Source organism: Citrobacter sp. RHBSTW-00524 (genome assembly GCF_013747755.1).
Classification (GTDB): domain Bacteria; phylum Pseudomonadota; class Gammaproteobacteria; order Enterobacterales; family Enterobacteriaceae; genus Citrobacter; species Citrobacter braakii.
The window spans coordinates 1265632-1286055 of record NZ_CP056421.1; the positions used below are offsets into that span (position 1 = coordinate 1265632).

Consider the following 20424-nt stretch of genomic DNA (forward strand, 5'->3'; position numbering starts at 1 on the left):
TGTATGGACCAAAAACCGTTTATTTCAGTGAGTATTAAAACACTCAATGAATCTGAATGTATTGAGAAAACGATAGACAGTATCCGCAGGCAGCTTGTTGATTATCCACATAAAATTATAGTGGCAGATAGCCTGTCAACGGATAACACCCAACAGCTTGCGATCGATAGAGGGGTGACCGTGGTCTCTTTAACTGACCCAGGCGATCGCTGCTGCGGCGTCGGGCATCAGTTAGGTTATCTGTATAGTGAAGGGGAATATCTGTTGCTGATGGACGGCGACATGGAGCTGGAAGAGGGCTTTGTGGATCAGGCTGTCGCTTTTTTGCAGGCTGAGCCGGAATATGCAGGTGTCGCAGGAACCGTTGAAATGGACGATGCCGTTAACTATGAATTTAAATCGCGTAAGCAGCGTATTAGTAAAATCTATCCGCTTGGAGATAGCGACCATTTAGGCGGTGGTGGGTTATATCGCCGCTCTGCGATTGAGAAAATTGGTTATCTCACCAACCGTAATTTGCACGCTTATGAAGAAGCCGAACTTGGCCTGCGTTTGCTCGATGCGGGTTATAAACTACGCCGTCTGAATATTCCGTATTTTATTCATACTTCGCATACCATGCCGACCTTTCAGATGCTGAAGCACCGCTGGAAAAGTGGATACTATCAGGCACCGGGCGAGCTTTTACGTTGTGCGTGGGGAAAACCTTATTTCGGCAAAGCGTTAAAAATGGTTAAGAACGAGGCGATTTTTTCTGTGTATCTGATTGCCTTGTTTATTGCGGCGGTGACCTTCAATCTCGAACTTTTCGATATTGCATTTCTACCCTTGCTAGCCTTTATTATCTTGAAAACCGTGCAGAATCGATCGTTATTGAACGGATTGCAGAGCGTAATGAACCTGGCCGTGCTTTCTGCGGGACTTGTTAAAGGGTTGACTAAACCAGTACGCGATCCGTTGACTCCGCCTGACAGTAAAATCATTCATGAATAACTAAGGCTGGCGCAATGAAAGTTTTATTAGTGAATAAGTTTTTTTTCATTAAAGGCGGCGCGGAAACCGTTTATTTTCAAGAGCGCGAGATGCTGAAACAGGCCGGAGTGCAGGTTATTGATTTCTCGATGCAGCATGAGAACAATTTCCCTTCGGACTATGCGGATTATTTCGTCAGCAATGTGGACTACCACCAAGAGCGCAATCTGCTGGGCGGGCTCAAAACGGCGGTTAACTTTATTCATAATTCGCAGGCCTGCAAAAAGATGCTGGCGCTACTACAAAAAGAGCGTCCGGATATCGTCCACTTCCATAACATTTACCATCAGTTAACGCCGGCGTTGATTAAAGTGGCCCGCAATTTTGGCTGCAAAACGGTGTTGACCGCGCATGACTATAAGATCGTCTGTCCTGCCTATTCCATGCTGCGCGACGGTAAAGTGTGTGATTCCTGTATTACCGGGACGGTTTTCAATGCCTTCAGGTATCGATGCCAGGAAGGCTCTGCTTCAAAAAGCCTCCTGCTCTCTTTAGAGGCGACCTGGCAGTATATTGCGCAAAATTACCAGGCGCTGGATGTGATCGTTTCGCCGAGCGTCTTTTTACGCGGCGTATTGTTGCGTACGCTGCCGAATTCGCGCATTGATGTCATCGTCAATGGCGTTGATGACAGCCGTCCTCTGGGTGAGGTAAGCGATGCGGGCTATATGCTGTACTTCGGTCGCCTGAGCCGTGAAAAGGGCGTGGCAACGTTATTGGCGGCGCATGAGAAAATGCAGAACAAAGCGCCGCTGAAAATTGTAGGGCACGGTCCACTGCACGATGAATTAGTCGCCCAATACCCGGGCGTTGAGTTTTTAGGTTATGTGCAACAAGGGGAAGCTCTCGATAACCTTATTAAGCATGCGCGGGCAGTGATCCTTCCTTCAGAATGCTATGAAAACTGTTCTATGGCGATATTAGAGGCGATGTCCTTAGGCAAGCCGGTGATCGGATCGCGCATCGGTGGCATCCCGGAACAAATTCGTGACGGAATCGAAGGGATTTTATTCGAACCTGGCAATGCGCAGGAGTTAGCAAATGCGCTGGATGCACTGGCCGACTCGCCAGAGAAGGCGCGGGTCATGGGCTTACAGGGTCGTGCGCGATTGAGTGAAAAATATGCGCTGAGTAAACATATGGATACTCTACTGGCGCTCTATAAAGAACTGCTGAGCAGGCCATAGTATGAGTAAAAAAATAACGGTTTTTGGTACGCGTGGTATTCCCGATGTATTGGGCGGGGTGGAGACACACTGTCAGAATCTATATCCTGCCATTAAGCAGCAGTTGGACGTTGATATTTGCGTGATTGCACGCTCGCCGTATGTAAATTACAAACGATCGTTATATAAGAAAGTTGAAACCTACGCGCTGTGGGCACCCAAAAAGCGCTCGCTGGAAGCGATTGTCCATTCCGTTTTAGCGGCATTTAGGACAAGTATCGACCATTCAGATATTGTGCATGTCCATGCTATCGGGCCTGGGCTTGTGATCCCATTATTACGCATGTTAGGGAAGAAGGTGGTGTTCACCCACCATGGACCTGATTACGATCGTCAAAAATGGGGATTCGTTGCTAAAAAAATATTGCTGCTGGGTGAGCGTTGGGCTGTGAGATATGCCAACGAAGTGATTGTGATTTCTGAGGTTATTAATCAACTGATCCAGAAAAAACACGCTCGCTATGATGCGCATTTAATTCACAATGGCGTCAACGAGCCGCGGTCGTTATCTGCGCTGACCATCGACAATACGCTCTCCCGCTTTGGGCTGCAGCCGAAAAACTACCTCGTGGTGGTTGGGCGATTTGTGGAAGAAAAAGGGATGCATGATGCCATTGCCGCCTATCAGCGCAGCGGTTTAACTATGCCGTTAGTGTTAATTGGCGATGCGGATCATCCGACCGAATACAGCATTCGCCTCAAAAAGCTTGCCGCGGACACCCCTGGCGTTGTGATGACGGGGTTCTTGCGTGGTGATGAGCTTCAGGCGGTGTTTTCGCAGGCACAGCTGTTTGTGATGCCTTCATACCATGAAGGATTGCCCATTGTGCTGCTGGAAGCGATGTCATTTTCTCTTCCTGCCGTCGTCAGTGATATTCCGGCTAACCTCGAAGTTCAACTGCCGTCCGAGGCCTATTTTAAGGTGGGGGATGTGACCAGCCTGGCCGAAAAATTAACCGAGTGGGCGGCAACCAATAGCGTGGACTATCGTGTATATTTGCAAAACTATAACTGGCATGAAATCGCCAAAAAGACGATTAACGTCTATCACTCAATTGATAAAGATATAGGTTAATTTTGACCAGTCCTCAAAATCGTCCTCCCGTCATCGAACGATTTTATGCTCATCTTGACGAGCCGATTGCGCAAGGGTTGACCCCTGAACAAAAAGAAGGGGTGGAAAAAGCGATCCTGGCCTCGACTCTGACTTCGCGGCATCAGATCGATATTCGCCGAAGCTTTCCCTTTTTCAGTAAACGCTATTATCTGGTTTTTTTGTTTGGCAGAGATTTGCGTCGGCAGCATCGTCAGGAATCGACCCTGTCGAGAATATTGCTCACTTTTTTGCTGCTGATAGCCGTGTTGTTCGTTACCTGCTGCGTATTGCTGACGCTGTATATGATCAAATCAGCATTAGGTATTGATGTGTTCCAAAATTTTCATGTGGGTATATGGGACTGGTGGTTAAGTCTGAAAAACCGCTAGCGTAAACAAACCTGTGGGGGGCGTCACTGCGATGAAGTGTAAATGGGTTTCTGCGCTGTTGTTGATGTCCTTTCCGTTGGCGGTTATGTCTGCATTAACGACCGTAACCCCCAAAGCATTAACGGGCCCGCTAACCAATCCGGGGATTGGCGTGGCAAGTTTTCATCAGGGGTACGGTGAAACGCTGGGTCTGGCGGATTATCCCAATACCGGATTTGAATACGAGCGATTTTACTGGCGAGAGCTGGAGCCTGTTGAAGGTCAGTATAATTTTGCGCTGGTGGATGATGCTTTCAAATACGCGGCAGCGCATCGTCCCACGATGAATGTCGGGCTGCGCTTTATGGTGCTTGCCGATCCGGGGGATGGCACCAAAATTCCCGATTGGCTGATTAAAAAAGGCGTGAAAGGCAGCTGGACGCCCGATAATAAAACATTTATTCCGGATTTAAGCGACCCGCTGTTTATTGAGTACAGCCAGCGTCTGCTGAACGCATTCGGAAAACGCTACGACGGTAATGCGAATCTCGCTTTTGTGGATATCGGCATGGTGGGGGCCTGGGGTGAATGGCATAACAGCAATTTCCCTGATCTGAAACCACTGTTGGAGCAGTACACCACCGCGCAGTTAGACCGCTACGTCGCAATGCACTTTTCTGCCTTCCCTTCGACGCCGAAAATAATGTTGATGAGCGGTGGGCAAAGCCTGGCGAATGCGGTGGCTCGAGGGGCTGGATGGCGGGCGGATTGCTGGGGTGACCTGCGCGTATTTTCGGACTCCTGGAGCCATATGGCCGATGATTACCCGCAGCGATTACTGGCAGCACAGCAGAGCTATTCGGGGTTTAACGATGCCTGGAAACGTGCGCCGGTCAGTCTGGAAATCTGTTCATATATGCAGGACTGGAAGAATACCTTCCACTATACGCGTGCCGAAGTGCAGGGCATTTTTGACTGGGCGGTCAAGCAGCACGCCAGCACGATCAACCTGAAATCGAGAGCGATACCCAGCGATTATCGACCGATTGTTGATGATGCGCTGACCAAACTGGGCTATCGGTTTCGCTTAGCGTCTCTGAGCCATGAGTCCGTGTGGGACGGCGGACAAACGCTGAGGTTGAACAGTACCTGGTATAACGAAGGTATCGCACCGATTTATCTGCCCTACACGCTGGCATTTCGTGTGGTGGATAGCGCCAATAAGGTGGTGGCGCAGGGGAATGCGGCGGATGATATACGACGTTGGCTCCCCGGCGTTTATCAGGTTAGCTACGCATTGCCCATGCCGGGCCGACTGGCGAAAGGGCAATACGCCATTGAGGTTTCGATGCTGGATAAATCCGGGGCGGCAAGAATTAACTTTGCCAACGAAGGAAAGCAGAGCAGCGGCTGGTATCGCGTATCAACGATAACGGCACGCTAACCCGTCATGGCAACGAGCCTGAGGCTCAGGCTCGTTGCCGGGTACATCAGATGTTATAACCATTCGGGTTGTTTTTTTGCCAGTTCCAGGTGTCACGCATCATTTCATCAAGGTTGTAGATGGCCTTCCAGCCCAACTCTTTGTATGCCAGTGACGGGTCAGACCAACATTCGGCAATGTCGCCGGGCCTTCTGTCGACAAATTGATAGCTTATTTTTTTCTGCGCCGCTTTTTCAAACGCCTCAATCAGATTAATCACGGAATAACCGACCCCGGTACCGAGATTAATCACCTTGTAGGCAGCGCCTTTGTTCTGGCTATCCAGCGCGGCTAAATGGCCGGTCGCCAAATCCATGACGTGGATATAATCACGAACGCCGGTGCCGTCGGGGGTTGGATAGTCATTGCCGTACACCGACACGGTTTTCAGCTTGCCAATCGCAACCTGGGAGATGTACGGCACCAGGTTATTGGGGATACCGTTGGGATCCTCACCAATTCGACCCGATGGGTGGGCGCCGACTGGGTTGAAATAGCGCAGGCAGGTAATGCGGAAATCGGGCTGCGCGCGGGAGAAATCGGCCAGAATCTGTTCGACCATTAATTTAGAGGTACCGTACGGATTGGTGGTTCCCCCCGTACGCGATTGCTCGCTCAGCGGCACGCTTTCCGGATTACCGTATACCGTAGCTGATGAGCTAAAAATGAATCGATTAACGCCTGCGGCCAGCATCTCATCCAGTAAAACCAGCGTTCCAGTGACGTTGTTTTCGTAGTAAGCAAGGGGTTCTTTTATTGACTCGGAAACCGATTTGAGGCCCGCAAAATGAATGACATCGGTGATGTTATGGTTGGCGAAAATGTTTTTTAATGCCTGCCTGTCGAGAACATCAGCGATATAGACAATGGGTTCCCTTCCTGTGAGTTCCGCGACCCTGTCCAGCGAGATTCGGCTGGCGTTTGCCAGATTATCGATGACAACGACATCATCGCCTCTTTCCAGTAGCGTTAAAACAGTATGTGAACCAATATAACCTGCACCACCAGTGACAAGAATAGCCATACAGACTCCAGAAAAATGCTAAAAACCCGAGCGATTTTCCACCAATACCACCCAAGGATCCAGGGGATCAGTTATTTTGCCGGGAAAGGTATACGTTTCTATATTTTATCATACACTTATAGGATATTTTTTTAAAGATTGCCAACAGACTGAACTTATTTATTTTTGTATCATAGGCAATATAGTTACTTGAGAAATTTAGCGTGTGAACGCCGTCACTGTGGTTGATCGACGAATTGATTTGTTCGATCAGATTCTCATCAAAAGTAGCGTCATTCAGTGTGACTAATTCTTTGATGTAGATAGATTTTCCATATGTTTCAGGTGTGCATTCCTGGGTTAAGAAATACATTTTGTTATCGACAAGATAAGGCGCACCCGCTCCCCGATGATGATGATTGCTCACCTTCAATGCAGGAGTAATTCTCTGCCACTGTCCGTGAAGATGCTCTGCCGAATGAATAATTATTTTATTATCCATGGTGGTCGACATAAGATAGCAGGTCTCATTCATTGAAAGAAAAATGTTATCTGTCACTTCGGTGTCAGAGATTAGAACTTTAATTTTCTTCCAGCGTGTAGGAAACTCTACTGACTGAAACAGTATCACTTCTTTTCTTTCTGATGATTCAGGAATCATGAAGAGCTGATCGTTAATATTAATCAGGAACGGAAATGACAAATGACACATCAGGTCGTCAAAACCTTCAAGTTTCACGTCATCAATTTCAACCAGTTCACGATCAAGAATACGGCATCGGAGCGTGCCTTTCGAGTTGCGAAAGCTAAAAGCTTCATAAAAAACATACAGTTTATCATCTTTTTCAATAAGAAAAGGATCGGCTTGAAACGTATATTCCTTTTTTAACTGCTGTGCAGCGGATTTATTTAATATATCCAGTGTGTTATCTGGGAATTGGTGTGTACCATGATCCTTAATAATCATGATATCCCATGATTCATGATAGAATAACATGTTTATTATTCGTTTTAATTTCGCTTGCATTTGCGTCAGCTCCTTTTTATCGCCTGCACCATTATCAGAATTGATATCGCTGCTAGATAATTTTGATAAAACACTCAGGTGAACAGCTGTTTTAACTCTAAATACATGCAATCTGTTGCAATACTGAATGGATGAGCTAAGGCCGATGCAAAAGCAAAACATCAACGGCTATTTAAAAAACTAGCTGCAAGTGCGTTTTTTGTCTATAGCACAAAAGTAGGTAAAAGCTCTCCAGAGCATCCTTGCTCCAGTGGACGATTTACTCGAAATGCACCTGCGGGTTATCAGCAAGGGAAACGTAGGTTTTGCTGTTTTTATCCAGGGTACGGATTTCACCGCTTTCGATGTCATATACCCAGCCGTGCAGACGAAGCGCATTATTTCGCAGCCCAACCGCGACGCAAGGATGCGTTTTAATATTATTGAGCTGTGCGATAACGTTTTCTTCCACCATGGCGTTAACTTTATCGATTGGGTTTTCCCAGGTTTTCTTCTCAACCACGGCTTTCGCGGCATCGGCATAGTGCAACCAGTGAGCCACAGCGGGCATCGGATCCAGAGGCTGGCTATCAGCAATGGCTTTCATCGCACCGCAGTTGGAGTGTCCACAGATGACGATATCCGTCACGCCAAGTGCGACAACCGCGTATTCAATCGTAGCAGATACGCCACCGGGTTCCGGTCCAAAAGACGGAACGATATTACCGGCGTTGCGGATAACGAAAAGCTGTCCGGGCTCTTGTTGAGTAACGAGTTCTGGCACCAGGCGGCTATCGGAACAGGAGATGAAAAGCGCTTTGGGATTCTGGCTGGATGCCAGGCTGCGAAAGAGTTCCTTACGTTGAGGGAAAATCTCTTTTTGGAAGTTGAGGAAGCCCTCAATGATATGTTGCATAGCAGTGTCTCTTTTCTCTGTTTAAGCAGGTTATGATGAAGATCACACTTTCCAGTTTAACACCAGCCGACAGAACGGAAAAACTTTATAGCAGTTCTGCAACATCTTTGTATAGTTTTGCCCCACCGTGGCGGGGCAAAGAGTGTGATGCGCGCTACGCGTTCTGTCGTTTTTGGTACGCCGCTTTCAGTCGGTTCATCGCTTCTACCAGTACCGAGCGCGGGCACCCAACGTTGAGTCTCATGTGACCCTCTCCGCCGGAGCCATATTGCGCGCCTGGTGACAGACCCAGTTTTGCTTCCTGCACAAAAAATGCGCTTAGCTGTTCATCGCTAAGATTCATTTTTTCCGCGTTCAGAAACAGAAGATACGATGCTCCGCCATACACAATGGAGATTAAGGGACAGTGCTTTTCAATTTCACTTTTAACAAACGCCACATTGTCGGCCAGGTAGGCTAATAATTTTTGGTGCCAGTCGCCACAATGGGTAAAGGCGCTGTAAATGGCCGCCTGCTGTAATGAATGTGTCTCGGCAAGGTAGCAGTTATCCAGGAAACCATAGAACTGATGGCGTAATTCATTATTTTTAATAATGGCAATTCCGCCCTGGATCGCCGCCGTGTTGAAGGTTTTACTGATTGAGGTCAGCACGATTGACTGGCTCCCTGTCGCTTCGTCTAAAGTAAAAAACGGCAGATGGCGCTTGCCTGGCAGGGTTAAATCACTATGCACTTCATCGGAGAGAATAATGACGCCAGCTTGCTGACAATAGTGACTTACTTTTTCCAGCGTTTCCCGCGACCACACCATACCGCCCGGATTATGCGGCGAAGGGAAAAGAAACATTTTGCACTGCTTGAGTTTTTCGCTGAAATCATGCCAGTCAAATTCGTAATGACCATCTTTCTCAATGAGGCGCGTTTGAATCAAATTCCTGCCGCTGGTATTTACCAGATTAGGGTAGGGGTCATATATTGGCGTACAGGTTAAAATATTATCACCTGGTCGGGTAAACACCATCAGAGAGAGCACGATAGTTTTTATGACGCCGGGAATAAAATGCAACCAGTGTGGCTTTATGTCGACATCATACTGTTGCGCATACCAATGAATAACGGACTCTTTCCATTGCGGATAATCCAGGTTGTAGCCTTGTACCGGCTGCGACACCACTGAACGCAGTGTGCTCATGATTGGCTCTGGCGTCACAAAATCCATATCTGCAATCCACAGCGGTAATACATCGGTGGTGCCGTACATCTGTTGTAATTGACCGTATTTACGGCAATTAACATCCCTTATGACAATATCATCAAACAAAGACATTGCTGACTCCTGGACAGTCTCTGAAAAATAGTTTAAGCAACGCAACAGTGAAGAATATTTCTGTATATCTAATTGATATATTAAATTTACCCTGGTGGTAGCCAATATTTAGCTATTTATTAGCCTATGATTTTTGCTCAACCATATGCTCTGTAGCTTCATTTGGTTCATATTTAGCAATACCAATACCGGTGGCTGCCCACAGCAGGGCAAAGATGATGCCGCTGTAGCAGAGGATTGCCCATGGCAAATAATCAAGCGTCGCCACGCCCAGCATCGTGGCGCAATAAACGCCTGAGGCAGACCAGGGGATAATCGGTTCGACAACGGTTCCGGCATCTTCGGTAGTACGCGAGAGGTTCTTTGTCGCAAGCCCTCGTTTTTTATATTCTTCTTTAAAGGCATCACCGCACAGCAGCAGTGGCAAGGTTCCATTTGCCGTACAGGCACAGATGGTGAACGTCGTCACAATCGTGGTGGCCACCAGGCGGAATGTGGATTTAACGCCTTTCGTGAGCGCGTTTATGACGGTGTGCAAAGAGCCTGTCGCACTCATTGCGCCGGCAAAGCTGAAGGCGCTGAAGACGGTGACGAAGCTGCTAAACATTGAAATGGCGCCGCCTCGTTCCAGTAAGCGGGAAACATCTGATGACAGTGTTGGCAGGTTATCTCCGGTGAGCATCGCGAGCTTAAAACCGCTAACCACGGATTCGCCAACCGATGATGCGGTAAATTGCTGAAAGGCTAATGCCAGAATCATCGAGACTATTGTGGATAAAAAGAGCATCGGGATTGGCGGTCTTTTTGACAATGAGCCATACAAAACGATGATCGGTGGCAACAGTAGCAGAATGTTAAAGTGATAAATCTGGCCGATAGCGTTCATCAAGTTGGTGATATTGGCTGGCGCGCTGGATGAGGCATCAATGTCCATGCCCATATAGCTGTATACGACGCAGCAAATAATAAATCCCGGGCCGGTGGTCCAAAGCAGATGGCCGATATGCGAGTACAGGTTTACACCGGCAGCCAGCGCCGCCATGTTGGTTGAGTCAGAAACCGGAGAAAGCTTATCACCAAACCAGCAGCCGGAGACAATAGCGCCAGCAGCAATGGGCAGCGAAACATTCAGACCAATCGCTACGCCAATCATGGCGATCCCGACGGTTCCGATAGATCCCCAGGAGGTGCCGGTACAGACTGAGATCAGCGCTCCCAGCATAAATGCTGAAATATAGAAATACTGCGGGTTAATCCACTTCAGACCATAATAAATCATCATTGGAATAGTGCCTGACACCATCCATGCGCCAATTAAGAAACCGATACTGGCGACGATTAATATGACAGGAAGCGCTTCAGATATTTTATTGCAAATAGATTGTAGAATGTCATCCCACGTGTAGCCGTGAGCGATGGCGATAAACGAGGCGGTTGCGGTTCCCACGAGGATCATGGGTTCAGCTCGAATATTGAAGATAAAATATCCGATGCTAATGCCACCCAGCATGACTATCATGGGTAAAACTGACCAAAAGAAAGACAATGGCTTTCTGTTGTTGGCGGTGCAGCTATTTAATTCCATAATTCCATCCCAATCGTTAATGGTTGAACACGTCAAATAAATACCTGCTACAGGTCACCCATAACTGAGTAACATAGTTGCCAGAGTTCATGTCTGAACCCTATTTTATTAACTGCTGCAGATTATCTATTTTGACCTGCTATTCTGACGCTTATATTTTGGTTGTAAGGTAAGAGTGAGTTTGACGAATAAATTACCCCTCGGCATAAGGTGAATGATTTCGGCGCTGTTGGCTCAGTTTGCGATACTGCTGCGGCGGCATGCCGACGTATTTATGAAATGAGCTATAAAAACGGCTGCTGGATCGGAAACCTGCAATTGTAGCGATATCCAGAATTGTTTTATCCGTATCGCTGAGCAAAGCCCGCACATGGTTGATGCGCATTGCAGTAATATACTGTTTCATGGTTAGTTGCATCACGCGATGAAAAATGCCCATCGCATAATTTGGGTTGAGCTTAACGTGTTCGGCAATAGCATCGACCGTAAGCTGTTTGTCGCAGTTTGCGGCAATAAACTCCAGCATCTGGCTGACGTAAAACTGTGAATGCCGTGAAATACTGTTTTTCTGGGTGCGCGATGTTTTGTTACCCAGCACTGGCCGCCAGCCAGCGAGGCTAAATCGCTTGAGCATCAGGGCAATCTCATCAATGGCTAATTGACGAATTTGCTCATTGTCGCTGTTGAGTTCAATCTGCCAGCGCTGCACTTCAAAAGCGCTCAGCTGCTGCGAGGCAAGCGACGTGATCACCATCCCATGCGTCACGTGGTTGATCAGTTCCCTGTCCAGCGGCCAGGACAAAAACAGATGCATCGGTAAGTTGAAGATGGCCATCTGTTTACAGTGCCCGGCATCCGTCAGCTGATGGGGGGTGCAGGCCCAGAACAGCGTGATAAAGCCCTGTTTGCTTTTCACCACTTCGTCATTGAAAAGGTACTCCACATCGCCATCAAACGGCACATTCACTTCAACCTGACCGTGCCAGTGGCTGTAGGTCATGGCCAGCGGAGCCCGCAGCTCGACGTCCATCCGCTGATACTCTGAGTAGAGCGCCAGCGGACTTCGCGACTTTTTTTCATAGCTGCGACACATATGTGGGTCGAGCGGCAGCTGCGGGGTACTTTTTGCCATTATGGGTGGGTTCCTGAATAGTGAATCTGACCATGGGTAGCGCCAAAGCATGAACATAGCTTAACCGAAAAAAAACGCCGTTTTCTCTCCATTTTCGCGAAGTTATTCCCAAAAACTCAGATCCTGTGCCTGTCGCTTGCCGATCTGAGTTAACGGGAATGGCGGTTTTTAATTTAAAAAACGGTCAATCAAAGCTGCTCACTTTGCAAAACGACGGCGTTTTTCTGCCAATAAATCGGATTCATAGCGATAGCCAATATTCACGCAATACCATACATTTTGTATGTATCCATATCTTAAGGAATCATCATGTCCAGGCTCCGTACTTTAGCAACGGCTTTAGTTGCCGTTGCCGCGATGTCGATGTGCGCTATCCCCGTTTCGGCTAACCCCGGTAATGGCAACGGAAATGGTAATAGCGGCAACCATGGTAATAGTGGGAATAAGGGTAATAGCAGTCATAGCCAGAAAGGAAACCCAGGCCCAAAAAACAACTCGCAATCGGAACAGCGTAAAAATTATGGCAAGCCGGACCATGTTGATAGTGATATTAGCTATAACGTGGCCAGGCAGTATGCCGTCAGATATGGTTTGACGGGATATAAGTCACTGCCTCCGGGCATCGCCAAAAATCTGGCGCGAGGAAAACCACTTCCTCCGGGGATCGCTAAGAAAAGTGTCCCATCCTCGATGCTGAATCAACTGCCGTATTACCCGGGTTATGAATGGCAGGTTGTTGGCGACAATCTGGTGTTGATTGCACTGAGCACGGCAATTGTCACCGCGGTTATCAATGGTGTGTTTGATTAAGTATCCCTGTACTTAACCACCACAAGCCCGCGCTACGCGCAATACCGTTCAGTTAAGCATGTATGGAGAACATGTGATTCCGGCTCAGGGTTCCGTTCACCTCAGCGATATCAATTCTCTGAGGCTCAGATACCAGTGAGTGCGCAAGGGAGTCTCACCGTGCACTGAACCCCTATACCTGGACACTGTAATTTCATTGTTACTCTGTCAGAGTCCGGTACTCTACCGGACTCATCTATCTTTATGATTGCCGCGCTGTTATGTTCTGCCGTCGTTACGCTGACCGTGAAAAGCTCCCATGCTATTGGGGCGTTGCCCAGTAAAGCCTGATTCATGACTGACTCCTGTGGCTCTGCTGATTCCTGGGCCACAGGGCGTTTTACTATCAAATCAGCAGGTTTATTATCTTTTTCTCCAGATTTGACCTGGTATAAAAATGATTCTTAGATAGCTATTCTGCATATACACCTTTGCCGTTGTGATGAAAACTCCCCCTGGTTATATGACCCCGGGCATTAAGAATGAATCATAATAAATGAGAGATTTATCCTACGCGTGTAGGAATATTCCTTTTGGTTGTGTTAATGGTTTGATATTTAGATAGGCTCAAGGTTTAAAATTTGTAAAGTGCAGTGTTGCATTTATGCCTTATTCTTCGTTTTTATAAAAAACTAATAAATATACGTGTGAATGTGTTAGGATTTACCTGATAACGCCTTCTTTTTATAAATTATAATGCTTAAGGCTCACCTGCTCGATAGCCATCGCCTCTCTTTATTTATCGGGATTCTTATACGCAATGAACGCGATAATCGTTGATGATCACCCATTAGGGAAGGTGCGAATAAGCAGGTCATTTCTTCCCAAGCTGACTCGCTGATTAAAATTTCGCGGATCTGGGCCGATTTTTTTCCCGCAAACACATCGAATCAGCCTATTTAGGCTATTTTTTCCACCATTTCTGGCGTTATTTCCGGTTTTTACTGAGATCTCTCCCACTGACGTATCATTTGGTCCACCCGAAACAGGTTGGCCAGGGTGAATAACATCGCCAGTTGGTTATCGTTTTTCAGCAGCCCCTTGTATCTGGCTTTCACGAAGCCGAACTGCCGCTTGATGATGCGAAACGGGTGCTCCACCCTGGCACGGATGCTGGCTTTCATGTATTCGATGTTGATGGCCGTTTTGTTCTTGCGCGGATGCTGCTTCAAGGTTTTTACCTTGCCGGGACGCTCGGCGATCAGCCAGTCCACATCCACCTCGGCCAGCTCCTCGCGCTGTGGCGCTCCTTGGTAGCCGGCATCGGCTGAGACAAATTGCTCCTCTCCATGAAGCAGATTACCCAGCTGATTGAGGTCATGCTCGTTGGCCGCGGTGGTGACCAGGCTGTGGGTCAGGCCACTCTTGGCATCGACACCAATGTGGGCCTTCATGCCAAAGTGCCACTGATTGCCTTTCTTGGTCTGATGCATCTCCGGATCGCGTTGCTGCTCTTTGTTCTTGGTCGAGCTGGGTGCCTCAATGATGGTGGCATCCACCAAAGTGCCTTGGGTCATCATGACGCCTGCTTCGGCCAGCCAGCGATTGATGGTCTTGAACAATTGACGGGCCAGTTGATGCTGCTCGAGCAGGTGGCGGAAATTCATGATGGTGGTGCGATCCGGCAGGGCGCTATCCAGGGATAATCGGGCAAACAGGCGCATGGAGGCGATTTCGTACAGGGCATCTTCCATGGCACCGTCGCTCAGGTTGTACCAATGCTGCATGCAGTGAATACGCAGCATGGTCTCCAGCGGATAGGGCCGTCGGCCATTGCCCGCCTTGGGATAAAACGGCTCGATGACAGCGGTCATATTCTGCCATGGCAGAATCTGCTCCATGCGGGAGAGGAAAATCTCTTTTCGGGTCTGACGGCGCTTAGTGCTGAATTCACTATCGGCGAAGGTGAGTTGATGGCTCATGATGTCCCTCTGGGATGCGCTCCGGATGAATATGATGATCTCATATCAGGAACTTGTTCGCACCTTCCTTAAGTATGTGTAAGTATCCCTGCGTTTAGGCCCAACGAAAACAATAGAGCTTTTCGTTGGGCCTATCAATGGGCCTAAAAGGTTCGGATTTAATTAGTTCTCTTCGGACTTCGTGGGACAAATTGAGGGCACAAAAAAGCCCGCAGGGCTTGCGCCATGCGGGCTCTTAGGACTTCATCGGATGACTCTGGTAATCACCGATGGAGAATTTTGGTGGAGCTGGCGGGAGTTGAACCCGCGTCCGAAATTCCTACATCCTCGGTACTACATGCTTAGTCAGTCTTTACATTCGCCTGGCACCTGCGGACAGACACGCCACTACCAGACTAGCCTGATTAGATTTAACGCTTCAACCCCAGGCAGGGCCTCCACGCGATCTCTTTTGGGTTTGACCTCTCTTTGATCCCCGTCTTAAGAGCGGAAGCTAGGGAGAGAGGGCTCAGAGCAGGTTATTAAGCTGCTAAAGCGTAGTTTTCGTCGTTTGCGACTATTTTTTTGCGGCTTTTTACGAGGCCAACCGCCCCTCGGCATGCACCTTGGGTTTCGCGAATCCCGTCGAATCCAGAATCAGCCCCAATGTGTTAGAGCAAGTATAACAGACTTGTGACACGCGTGACCAGCCCCCGCAACCCCTAATCCTCAAGGATTTACCGCTCACGCAGCGCTTCTTTTGCGCGATTAAACGGTTTGATTAAATAGTCGACGATGGTTTTTTCACCTGTTTTTATATCCACTGTGGCAATCATTCCCGGTACGATGGAGAAATGGCGTCCCAGTTTGTTCTGTAAGAAGTCCTGATGGGTGCGGATAAACACGCGGTAGTAGAATATTTCCGGTTTCACTTTGTCTTGAATAGTGTCCGGGGAAATAGTTTCGACTACGCCTTCCAGACCGCCGTAAATCGCGTAGTCATAAGCGGTTATTTTCACCAGCGCCCGTTGGCCGGGGTGGATGAACGCGATATCGCGCGGAGACAGGCGGGTTTCAATCAGCAGATGATCGTCCAGCGGTACAATCTCCATCATCTCGCCATTGGGCGGGATAACGCCGCCAATGGTAGTGACCTGGATGTTTTTCACAATACCGCGCATCGGCGCACGCACGGTCAGGCGGGTGACGGAATCCTCGCGTCCTTTCAAAATAGCCGCCAGCATATCCACTTCGGCATTGGCTTTTGACAGCGCTTCCCGCGCCTGCACGAAGTATTGTGAGCGCAGATCGGTGATTTTTAATCCTAAATCGCTTTTTTGTCGTTGCAGGCGCAGCACTTCAACGTGGCTGGCGGCACCACTTTTTTCCAGCCGTTGGGTTATGGCCAGCTCTTTATTTACCGAGACCAGCGCATCCTGCAGTTCTGCCATAGAATCAGCGAGCTGCGCGCGGCGACTTTTATACAAGCGTGTTTCGGAGGCGATGAGATCCGGCCAGGCGCGTAGTGAAGCGGGAAACACGAGCGGCAGATCGTTAACTTCGGCATTGAGCCTTGCGCTGGAAGCCAGTGAGGCGCGATAGCGGGCGGCGCTCTCCCCAACGTTGGACTCAGAGCGAGTGGGGTCGAGGCGCGCGACAATCTGATTAGCCTGTACTTTATCTCCTTCGCGTACCGTGAGCTCGGCGAGAATACCGCCATCCAGCGACTGCAAAACCTGCTCGCGCGAGCTGGGGATTACCTTCCCGCTGCCGGTCGAGACTTCATCCAGCTTGCCGAAATACGCCCAGAAACCCAGGACGGCAAACAGCAGCGTGCTGAGCAGAATAATGCGGCTGGACCCAGAAAAACGGTGCTCGCGGCGGATATCGAGGTCGTCCATAGCAGCGTCATGCGGATTGGTTTTCATTTTTCCACTCCCGACCGTGAGTAGGGGCTGGTGCCCGGCTCGCATTCAGCGCCTGCGCTTTCGGGGCATCCATGACCAGTTGACCTTCTTTTAACACCACTACGCGCTCGACCAGCTCCAGAACCGGTACGCGATGGGTGGCGACAATCAATGTTCGGTTGCCCAGCCACTGGTTCAGGCGCTGAATAAACTCTCGTTCGGTATGTTCATCCAGCGAGGCGCTGGGTTCGTCGAGCAGCACGATATTGGGCGATCGCAGCAGCATTCTTGCCAGCAGGATCGACTGCCGTTGTCCACCGGACAGACCGTTGCCGCCCTCCATAATGGGGTGCGCCAGCCCTTTGGCGAGTTGTTTAACAAAAGCCGCCGCGCCGCTGACCTCCAGCGCTTCGAAGATCTGCCCGTCGCTGGCATGCGGTGCGCCGAGGGTCAGGTTCTCGCGCAGGGTGCCAAAAAACAGCCGCGCATTCTGACTGAGAAAACCGATATTGCGGCGTAAATCGGCCATATCGATCTGCGCCAGACTCAGGTTATCGAGTCGGACATCGCCCTGGATAATCTCCACGCCGCCCGCCATGGCCTGCAGCAGTGTTGATTTCCCGGCGCCGTTACGCCCGAGGATCGCCACCCGTTCGCCGGGCATGACCTCCAGACGTGAGATGCGCAGCGGAACGCGTTGATCGTCGCTGTGGTAGCGAAAGTGCGCGTTTTCAAACAGATAATGGCCGTGAAAAATCTCCTGATGCACCCGGTCTTCATCGTACTGCGTTTCGGTGGGAAGCTGCATGATGCTGTCTAACCCCATCTTCGCCGCCTTGACCTGCTGCCAGCGGGCCAGCACGCCGCACAGGTTCGCCATCGGGGCAATCATTCTGGAACCGAGCATCGACGCGGCCACCACCGCCCCGGTGGTCATTGTGCCTTCAATGACCATCGGCGCGCCGAACATAATGATGGCGGCGTAGACCAGGCTTTGTACCGACATGCCCCAGCCAATCAGCCCCTGAGTCAGCTTGCGCGTGCGCAGTCCGGACTCTCCGGTAATACGGATGTAGCTGTTCCACTGTTGTAAAAAGCGGTTTTCCGCCTGCATCAGCTTGATATCTTCCAGCCCCTGAACGCTCTCGACCAGCACCGCGTTGCGCAGGGTGGATTCATGTGCTGCCTGGTTGGCGAGTACCGCCAGTTTCTTCTGTAACAGCAAACCAGGCAGGATCATCAGCAGGGCCGCGACGGGGGCTATCCACGCCAGCGGCGGGGCGATAAAGGCCAGCACCACGATAAACAAAAAGAAAAACGGTAGATCGACAATCGTCGACAGGGTCGAGGAGGTGATCATCTCGCGAACCTGTTCCAGCTCGCGCAGTTGAGAAATAAAGCTCCCCGTCGAGCGGGGGACGGCACTGTTGCGCAGTCGCAATGCGTGGCTGAACACGCGATCGGAAATGCGCATATCAGCGCGTTTGCCGAGCAGGTCCATTATGTGGGTACGCGCTTCGCGCAGCAAAAAGCCAAACAGCACCGCCACCAGAACGCCGGTGGAGAGAACATACAGCGTTGGATAAGACTGGGCGGGGATCACCCGATCATAGACCTGCATCGAAAAGATAATCCCGGCGAGCGACAGGACGTTAATCAGAAAGGCGGCAATCATGACCGGCAGGTAAGGGCGGATGTCCTGTAACACCAGTTCGCGCATCCAGTCGGGCTTGAAGCGCGAAATATAGCGGTCTACCCGACTGTCCTTCAGCGCCGACAGCGGGCGCAGCGCGGTAATGCTCACGATCTCCGGCAGAAGTTCTGCAACTGTGAGTCGGTTACGCTGGCCCTCTTCGGCGATGATAAAAACATCCAACGCATCTTCACCGTTGAAATGTTCTATCACCATCAGTTGGCCGTCGCGCAGTTCCGCCACCACCGGCAGACGCCACTGGCCGAACGCCTGCGTGGCGGTATCCAGCGCATGAAATGACAGCCCCGCCTGACGCGCCAGCTGCGACAGGGCCATAGCTCGGCTTTTTCCCGCAAACCACGGGGCGTTGGCCTGGATTGCACCGGGCGAACAGGCAACGCGATAGTGGCTGGCAATATGCGTCATTGCCTGCGCCCACTGGCTCAGGGCGTGTTCGCCAATCGCATCTTCCGCATGTGTATCGACGTCGCTCATAGCTTTATCTCCACCGATTGAATACTGCGGTTATTTAAGGCGAACGCCTGGCGAAGCGAGCCGGTGTTATAGAGGCAGTTCAACTGGAGCTGGCGCAGCTGGTTTTGAGTCTGGAGTTCAGCAAAACGGGCCTGATATACCTCCTGCTCGGCGTTAAGCACGTCGAGCAGTGGGCGTGACCCGAGGTCCAGATACTGCTGTTGATAAAGCTCGCGCGTTTGTTCACTCAGCCGTTGCTGGCGACGCAGGATCTGCAGGGCAGTGGCGAGGCTCATCGCCTGGCTGCGGGATTCCAGTAATTTCTGCCGTACTTCAAGTCGGGTACGCTGGATGGAGTACTGTGCAGACTCTACCGCGTGACTGGCGGCGTTGCGTCTGGCGGTGAGTCCGCCCCCCTGATACAGCGGCATCTCGACTTTTACCCACGTGGAGTACTGGGTTTTGTCGAGCACCTCATGGCTGGGGTATTTGTCGTTGAGATAGTGCTGAACCGACGGCTCCAGGGAGATAGTGGGCGTCATCTGCGCGTTGGCGTAATCGAGATTTGCCTGGGCCACATTCGCCTGCGCCCATGCCGCCAGCACCGCAGGAACCAGCTTATCGTCCGGTTTGACCACATCACAACTGCTGTCCAGTTTGACCGGAAATTCGTTGCTGATGCCGTTAAGCGAGTTCCAGCCGAGGAAGCTCATCAGCGTTGCCTTGCTGCTGTCGAGATTGGCCTGATACTGCGCCAACTGAGAACGTGCAGACTCGATACGCGCATCGGTTTGCACCACGTCGGATAGCGAGGTTGCCCCTTCATCATTGCGTTGACGGGTCAGCCGACCAATACCGTTCAAGGCGCTGAGCTGCTCTTCGGCGGCGTCCACCATTTCTGCCACGTCTGCACCTGGACTATCGCGTTGGCGGTTGCGTGGGCGATGGTATCAATACTGAGTAACACATTCGCCTGCTGTTGTGCGGATCCGGCGGTTTCAGCGCGGACCTGGCTTGCCACTTTGCCGAAGTCGTACAGCATTTGCGACACTGAAATAACCAGGGCCGGGCTAAAGCCGTGATCGGTATAAGTATTGCTGTAACCGTTGTTCATCCCGGCAGAAACCTGAGGGTAATATTTTGATTTCGCCACGTCGATCTGCTCATTTTGTGAGAGCAGTTTGCCGATGGATTCATGAATAGAAGGATGCCAGCTCACGGCGCGACTCACTGCGTCGTTGAGCGTCAGGCTGCCGGGGGCGGCAGCGCTCAGCGGCAGATCGGCAACCGCGCCGTCCAGCGAGGGCAGCATCTGGCTGGTGGCCAGGCCTTCCGGCGTAATAATTTGCGGTTCATCTTCGGCATTCACCCGCAGGGTACAGAGCGTTAATGCCAGCAGTAAGGCAACAGGCGCGACATTTCTCAT

At 50.3% G+C, this 20424-nt stretch carries 15 protein-coding genes, 1 other RNA gene and 1 pseudogene; 6 read left to right on the top strand and 11 right to left on the bottom strand.

Annotated features, from left to right (window positions below):
- Window positions 1-3 precede the first annotated feature (3 nt).
- From HV229_RS06110 to HV229_RS06130, 5 genes are read left to right on the top strand one after another with little or no spacing between them, the layout of a single operon-like run.
- Window positions 4-993 (top strand): glycosyltransferase, encoded by a 990-nt coding sequence (locus HV229_RS06110; protein WP_094762192.1) that lies wholly within the window; start codon window positions 4-6, stop codon window positions 991-993.
- A gap of 14 nt (window positions 994-1007) precedes the next feature.
- On the top strand, window positions 1008-2219 hold the full coding sequence (locus HV229_RS06115) for a glycosyltransferase family 4 protein (RefSeq protein WP_181547083.1): 1212 nt from the start codon (window positions 1008-1010) through the stop codon (window positions 2217-2219).
- 1 nt (window position 2220) lies between these two features.
- A complete protein-coding gene (locus tag HV229_RS06120) occupies window positions 2221-3333 on the top strand; it encodes a glycosyltransferase family 4 protein (RefSeq protein WP_181547085.1) in 1113 nt (370 codons plus the stop codon).
- Between the two features lie 2 nt (window positions 3334-3335).
- Window positions 3336-3743 (top strand): hypothetical protein, encoded by a 408-nt coding sequence (locus HV229_RS06125; protein ID WP_016154111.1) that lies wholly within the window; start codon window positions 3336-3338, stop codon window positions 3741-3743.
- Window positions 3744-3774: 31 nt separating this feature from the next.
- Window positions 3775-5166, top strand: a complete 1392-nt coding sequence (locus tag HV229_RS06130; protein WP_181547087.1) for a DUF4832 domain-containing protein — start codon at window positions 3775-3777, stop codon at window positions 5164-5166.
- Between the two features lie 46 nt (window positions 5167-5212).
- On the opposite strand, the gene galE is transcribed toward HV229_RS06130, so the two are convergent.
- The 6 genes from galE to melR all read right to left on the bottom strand — a co-directional run bounded on the left by galE (window position 5213) and on the right by melR (window position 12174).
- A complete protein-coding gene (gene galE / locus HV229_RS06135) occupies window positions 5213-6229 on the bottom strand; it encodes a UDP-glucose 4-epimerase GalE (RefSeq protein WP_016154109.1) in 1017 nt (338 codons plus the stop codon).
- A 67-nt stretch (window positions 6230-6296) separates the two neighbouring features.
- Entirely contained in the window at window positions 6297-7235 is a 939-nt protein-coding gene (locus tag HV229_RS06140; RefSeq protein WP_181547089.1) for a hypothetical protein, read from the bottom strand.
- A gap of 259 nt (window positions 7236-7494) precedes the next feature.
- Window positions 7495-8130 (bottom strand): carbonic anhydrase, encoded by a 636-nt coding sequence (locus HV229_RS06145; protein WP_047499502.1) that lies wholly within the window; start codon window positions 8128-8130, stop codon window positions 7495-7497.
- 154 nt (window positions 8131-8284) lie between these two features.
- A complete protein-coding gene (locus tag HV229_RS06150) occupies window positions 8285-9457 on the bottom strand; it encodes a PatB family C-S lyase (protein WP_181547091.1) in 1173 nt (390 codons plus the stop codon).
- 124 nt (window positions 9458-9581) lie between these two features.
- A complete protein-coding gene (gene nhaC / locus HV229_RS06155) occupies window positions 9582-11042 on the bottom strand; it encodes a Na+/H+ antiporter NhaC (protein WP_181547093.1) in 1461 nt (486 codons plus the stop codon).
- A gap of 193 nt (window positions 11043-11235) precedes the next feature.
- Complete coding sequence (melR, locus tag HV229_RS06160; RefSeq protein ID WP_053389478.1) at window positions 11236-12174, bottom strand: transcriptional regulator MelR; 939 nt, start codon at window positions 12172-12174, stop codon at window positions 11236-11238.
- Window positions 12175-12483: 309 nt separating this feature from the next.
- Here melR and HV229_RS06165 point away from each other — a divergent pair, with 309 nt between their 5' ends.
- The gene (locus tag HV229_RS06165) at window positions 12484-12984 is read left to right on the top strand and encodes an anti-virulence regulator CigR family protein (protein WP_016154103.1); all 501 of its coding nucleotides are present in this window, start codon (window positions 12484-12486) and stop codon (window positions 12982-12984) included.
- A 980-nt stretch (window positions 12985-13964) separates the two neighbouring features.
- On the opposite strand, the gene HV229_RS06170 is transcribed toward HV229_RS06165, so the two are convergent.
- From HV229_RS06170 to HV229_RS06190, 5 genes and pseudogenes are all read right to left on the bottom strand, one after another.
- A complete protein-coding gene (locus tag HV229_RS06170) occupies window positions 13965-14945 on the bottom strand; it encodes an IS5-like element ISKpn26 family transposase (RefSeq protein WP_000019445.1) in 981 nt (326 codons plus the stop codon).
- A 280-nt stretch (window positions 14946-15225) separates the two neighbouring features.
- Window positions 15226-15589: a transfer-messenger RNA gene (ssrA, locus tag HV229_RS06175) on the bottom strand.
- A gap of 72 nt (window positions 15590-15661) precedes the next feature.
- Entirely contained in the window at window positions 15662-16825 is a 1164-nt protein-coding gene (locus tag HV229_RS06180) for an HlyD family efflux transporter periplasmic adaptor subunit (protein WP_155398671.1), read from the bottom strand.
- Between the two features lie 7 nt (window positions 16826-16832).
- Window positions 16833-19019, bottom strand: coding sequence for a type I secretion system permease/ATPase (locus HV229_RS06185; RefSeq protein ID WP_181547095.1), 2187 nt, complete (start codon window positions 19017-19019; stop codon window positions 16833-16835).
- Window positions 19016-20424: pseudogene (locus tag HV229_RS06190) on the bottom strand (TolC family outer membrane protein). The gene HV229_RS06185 and the pseudogene HV229_RS06190 overlap by 4 nt, the downstream one beginning before the upstream one ends.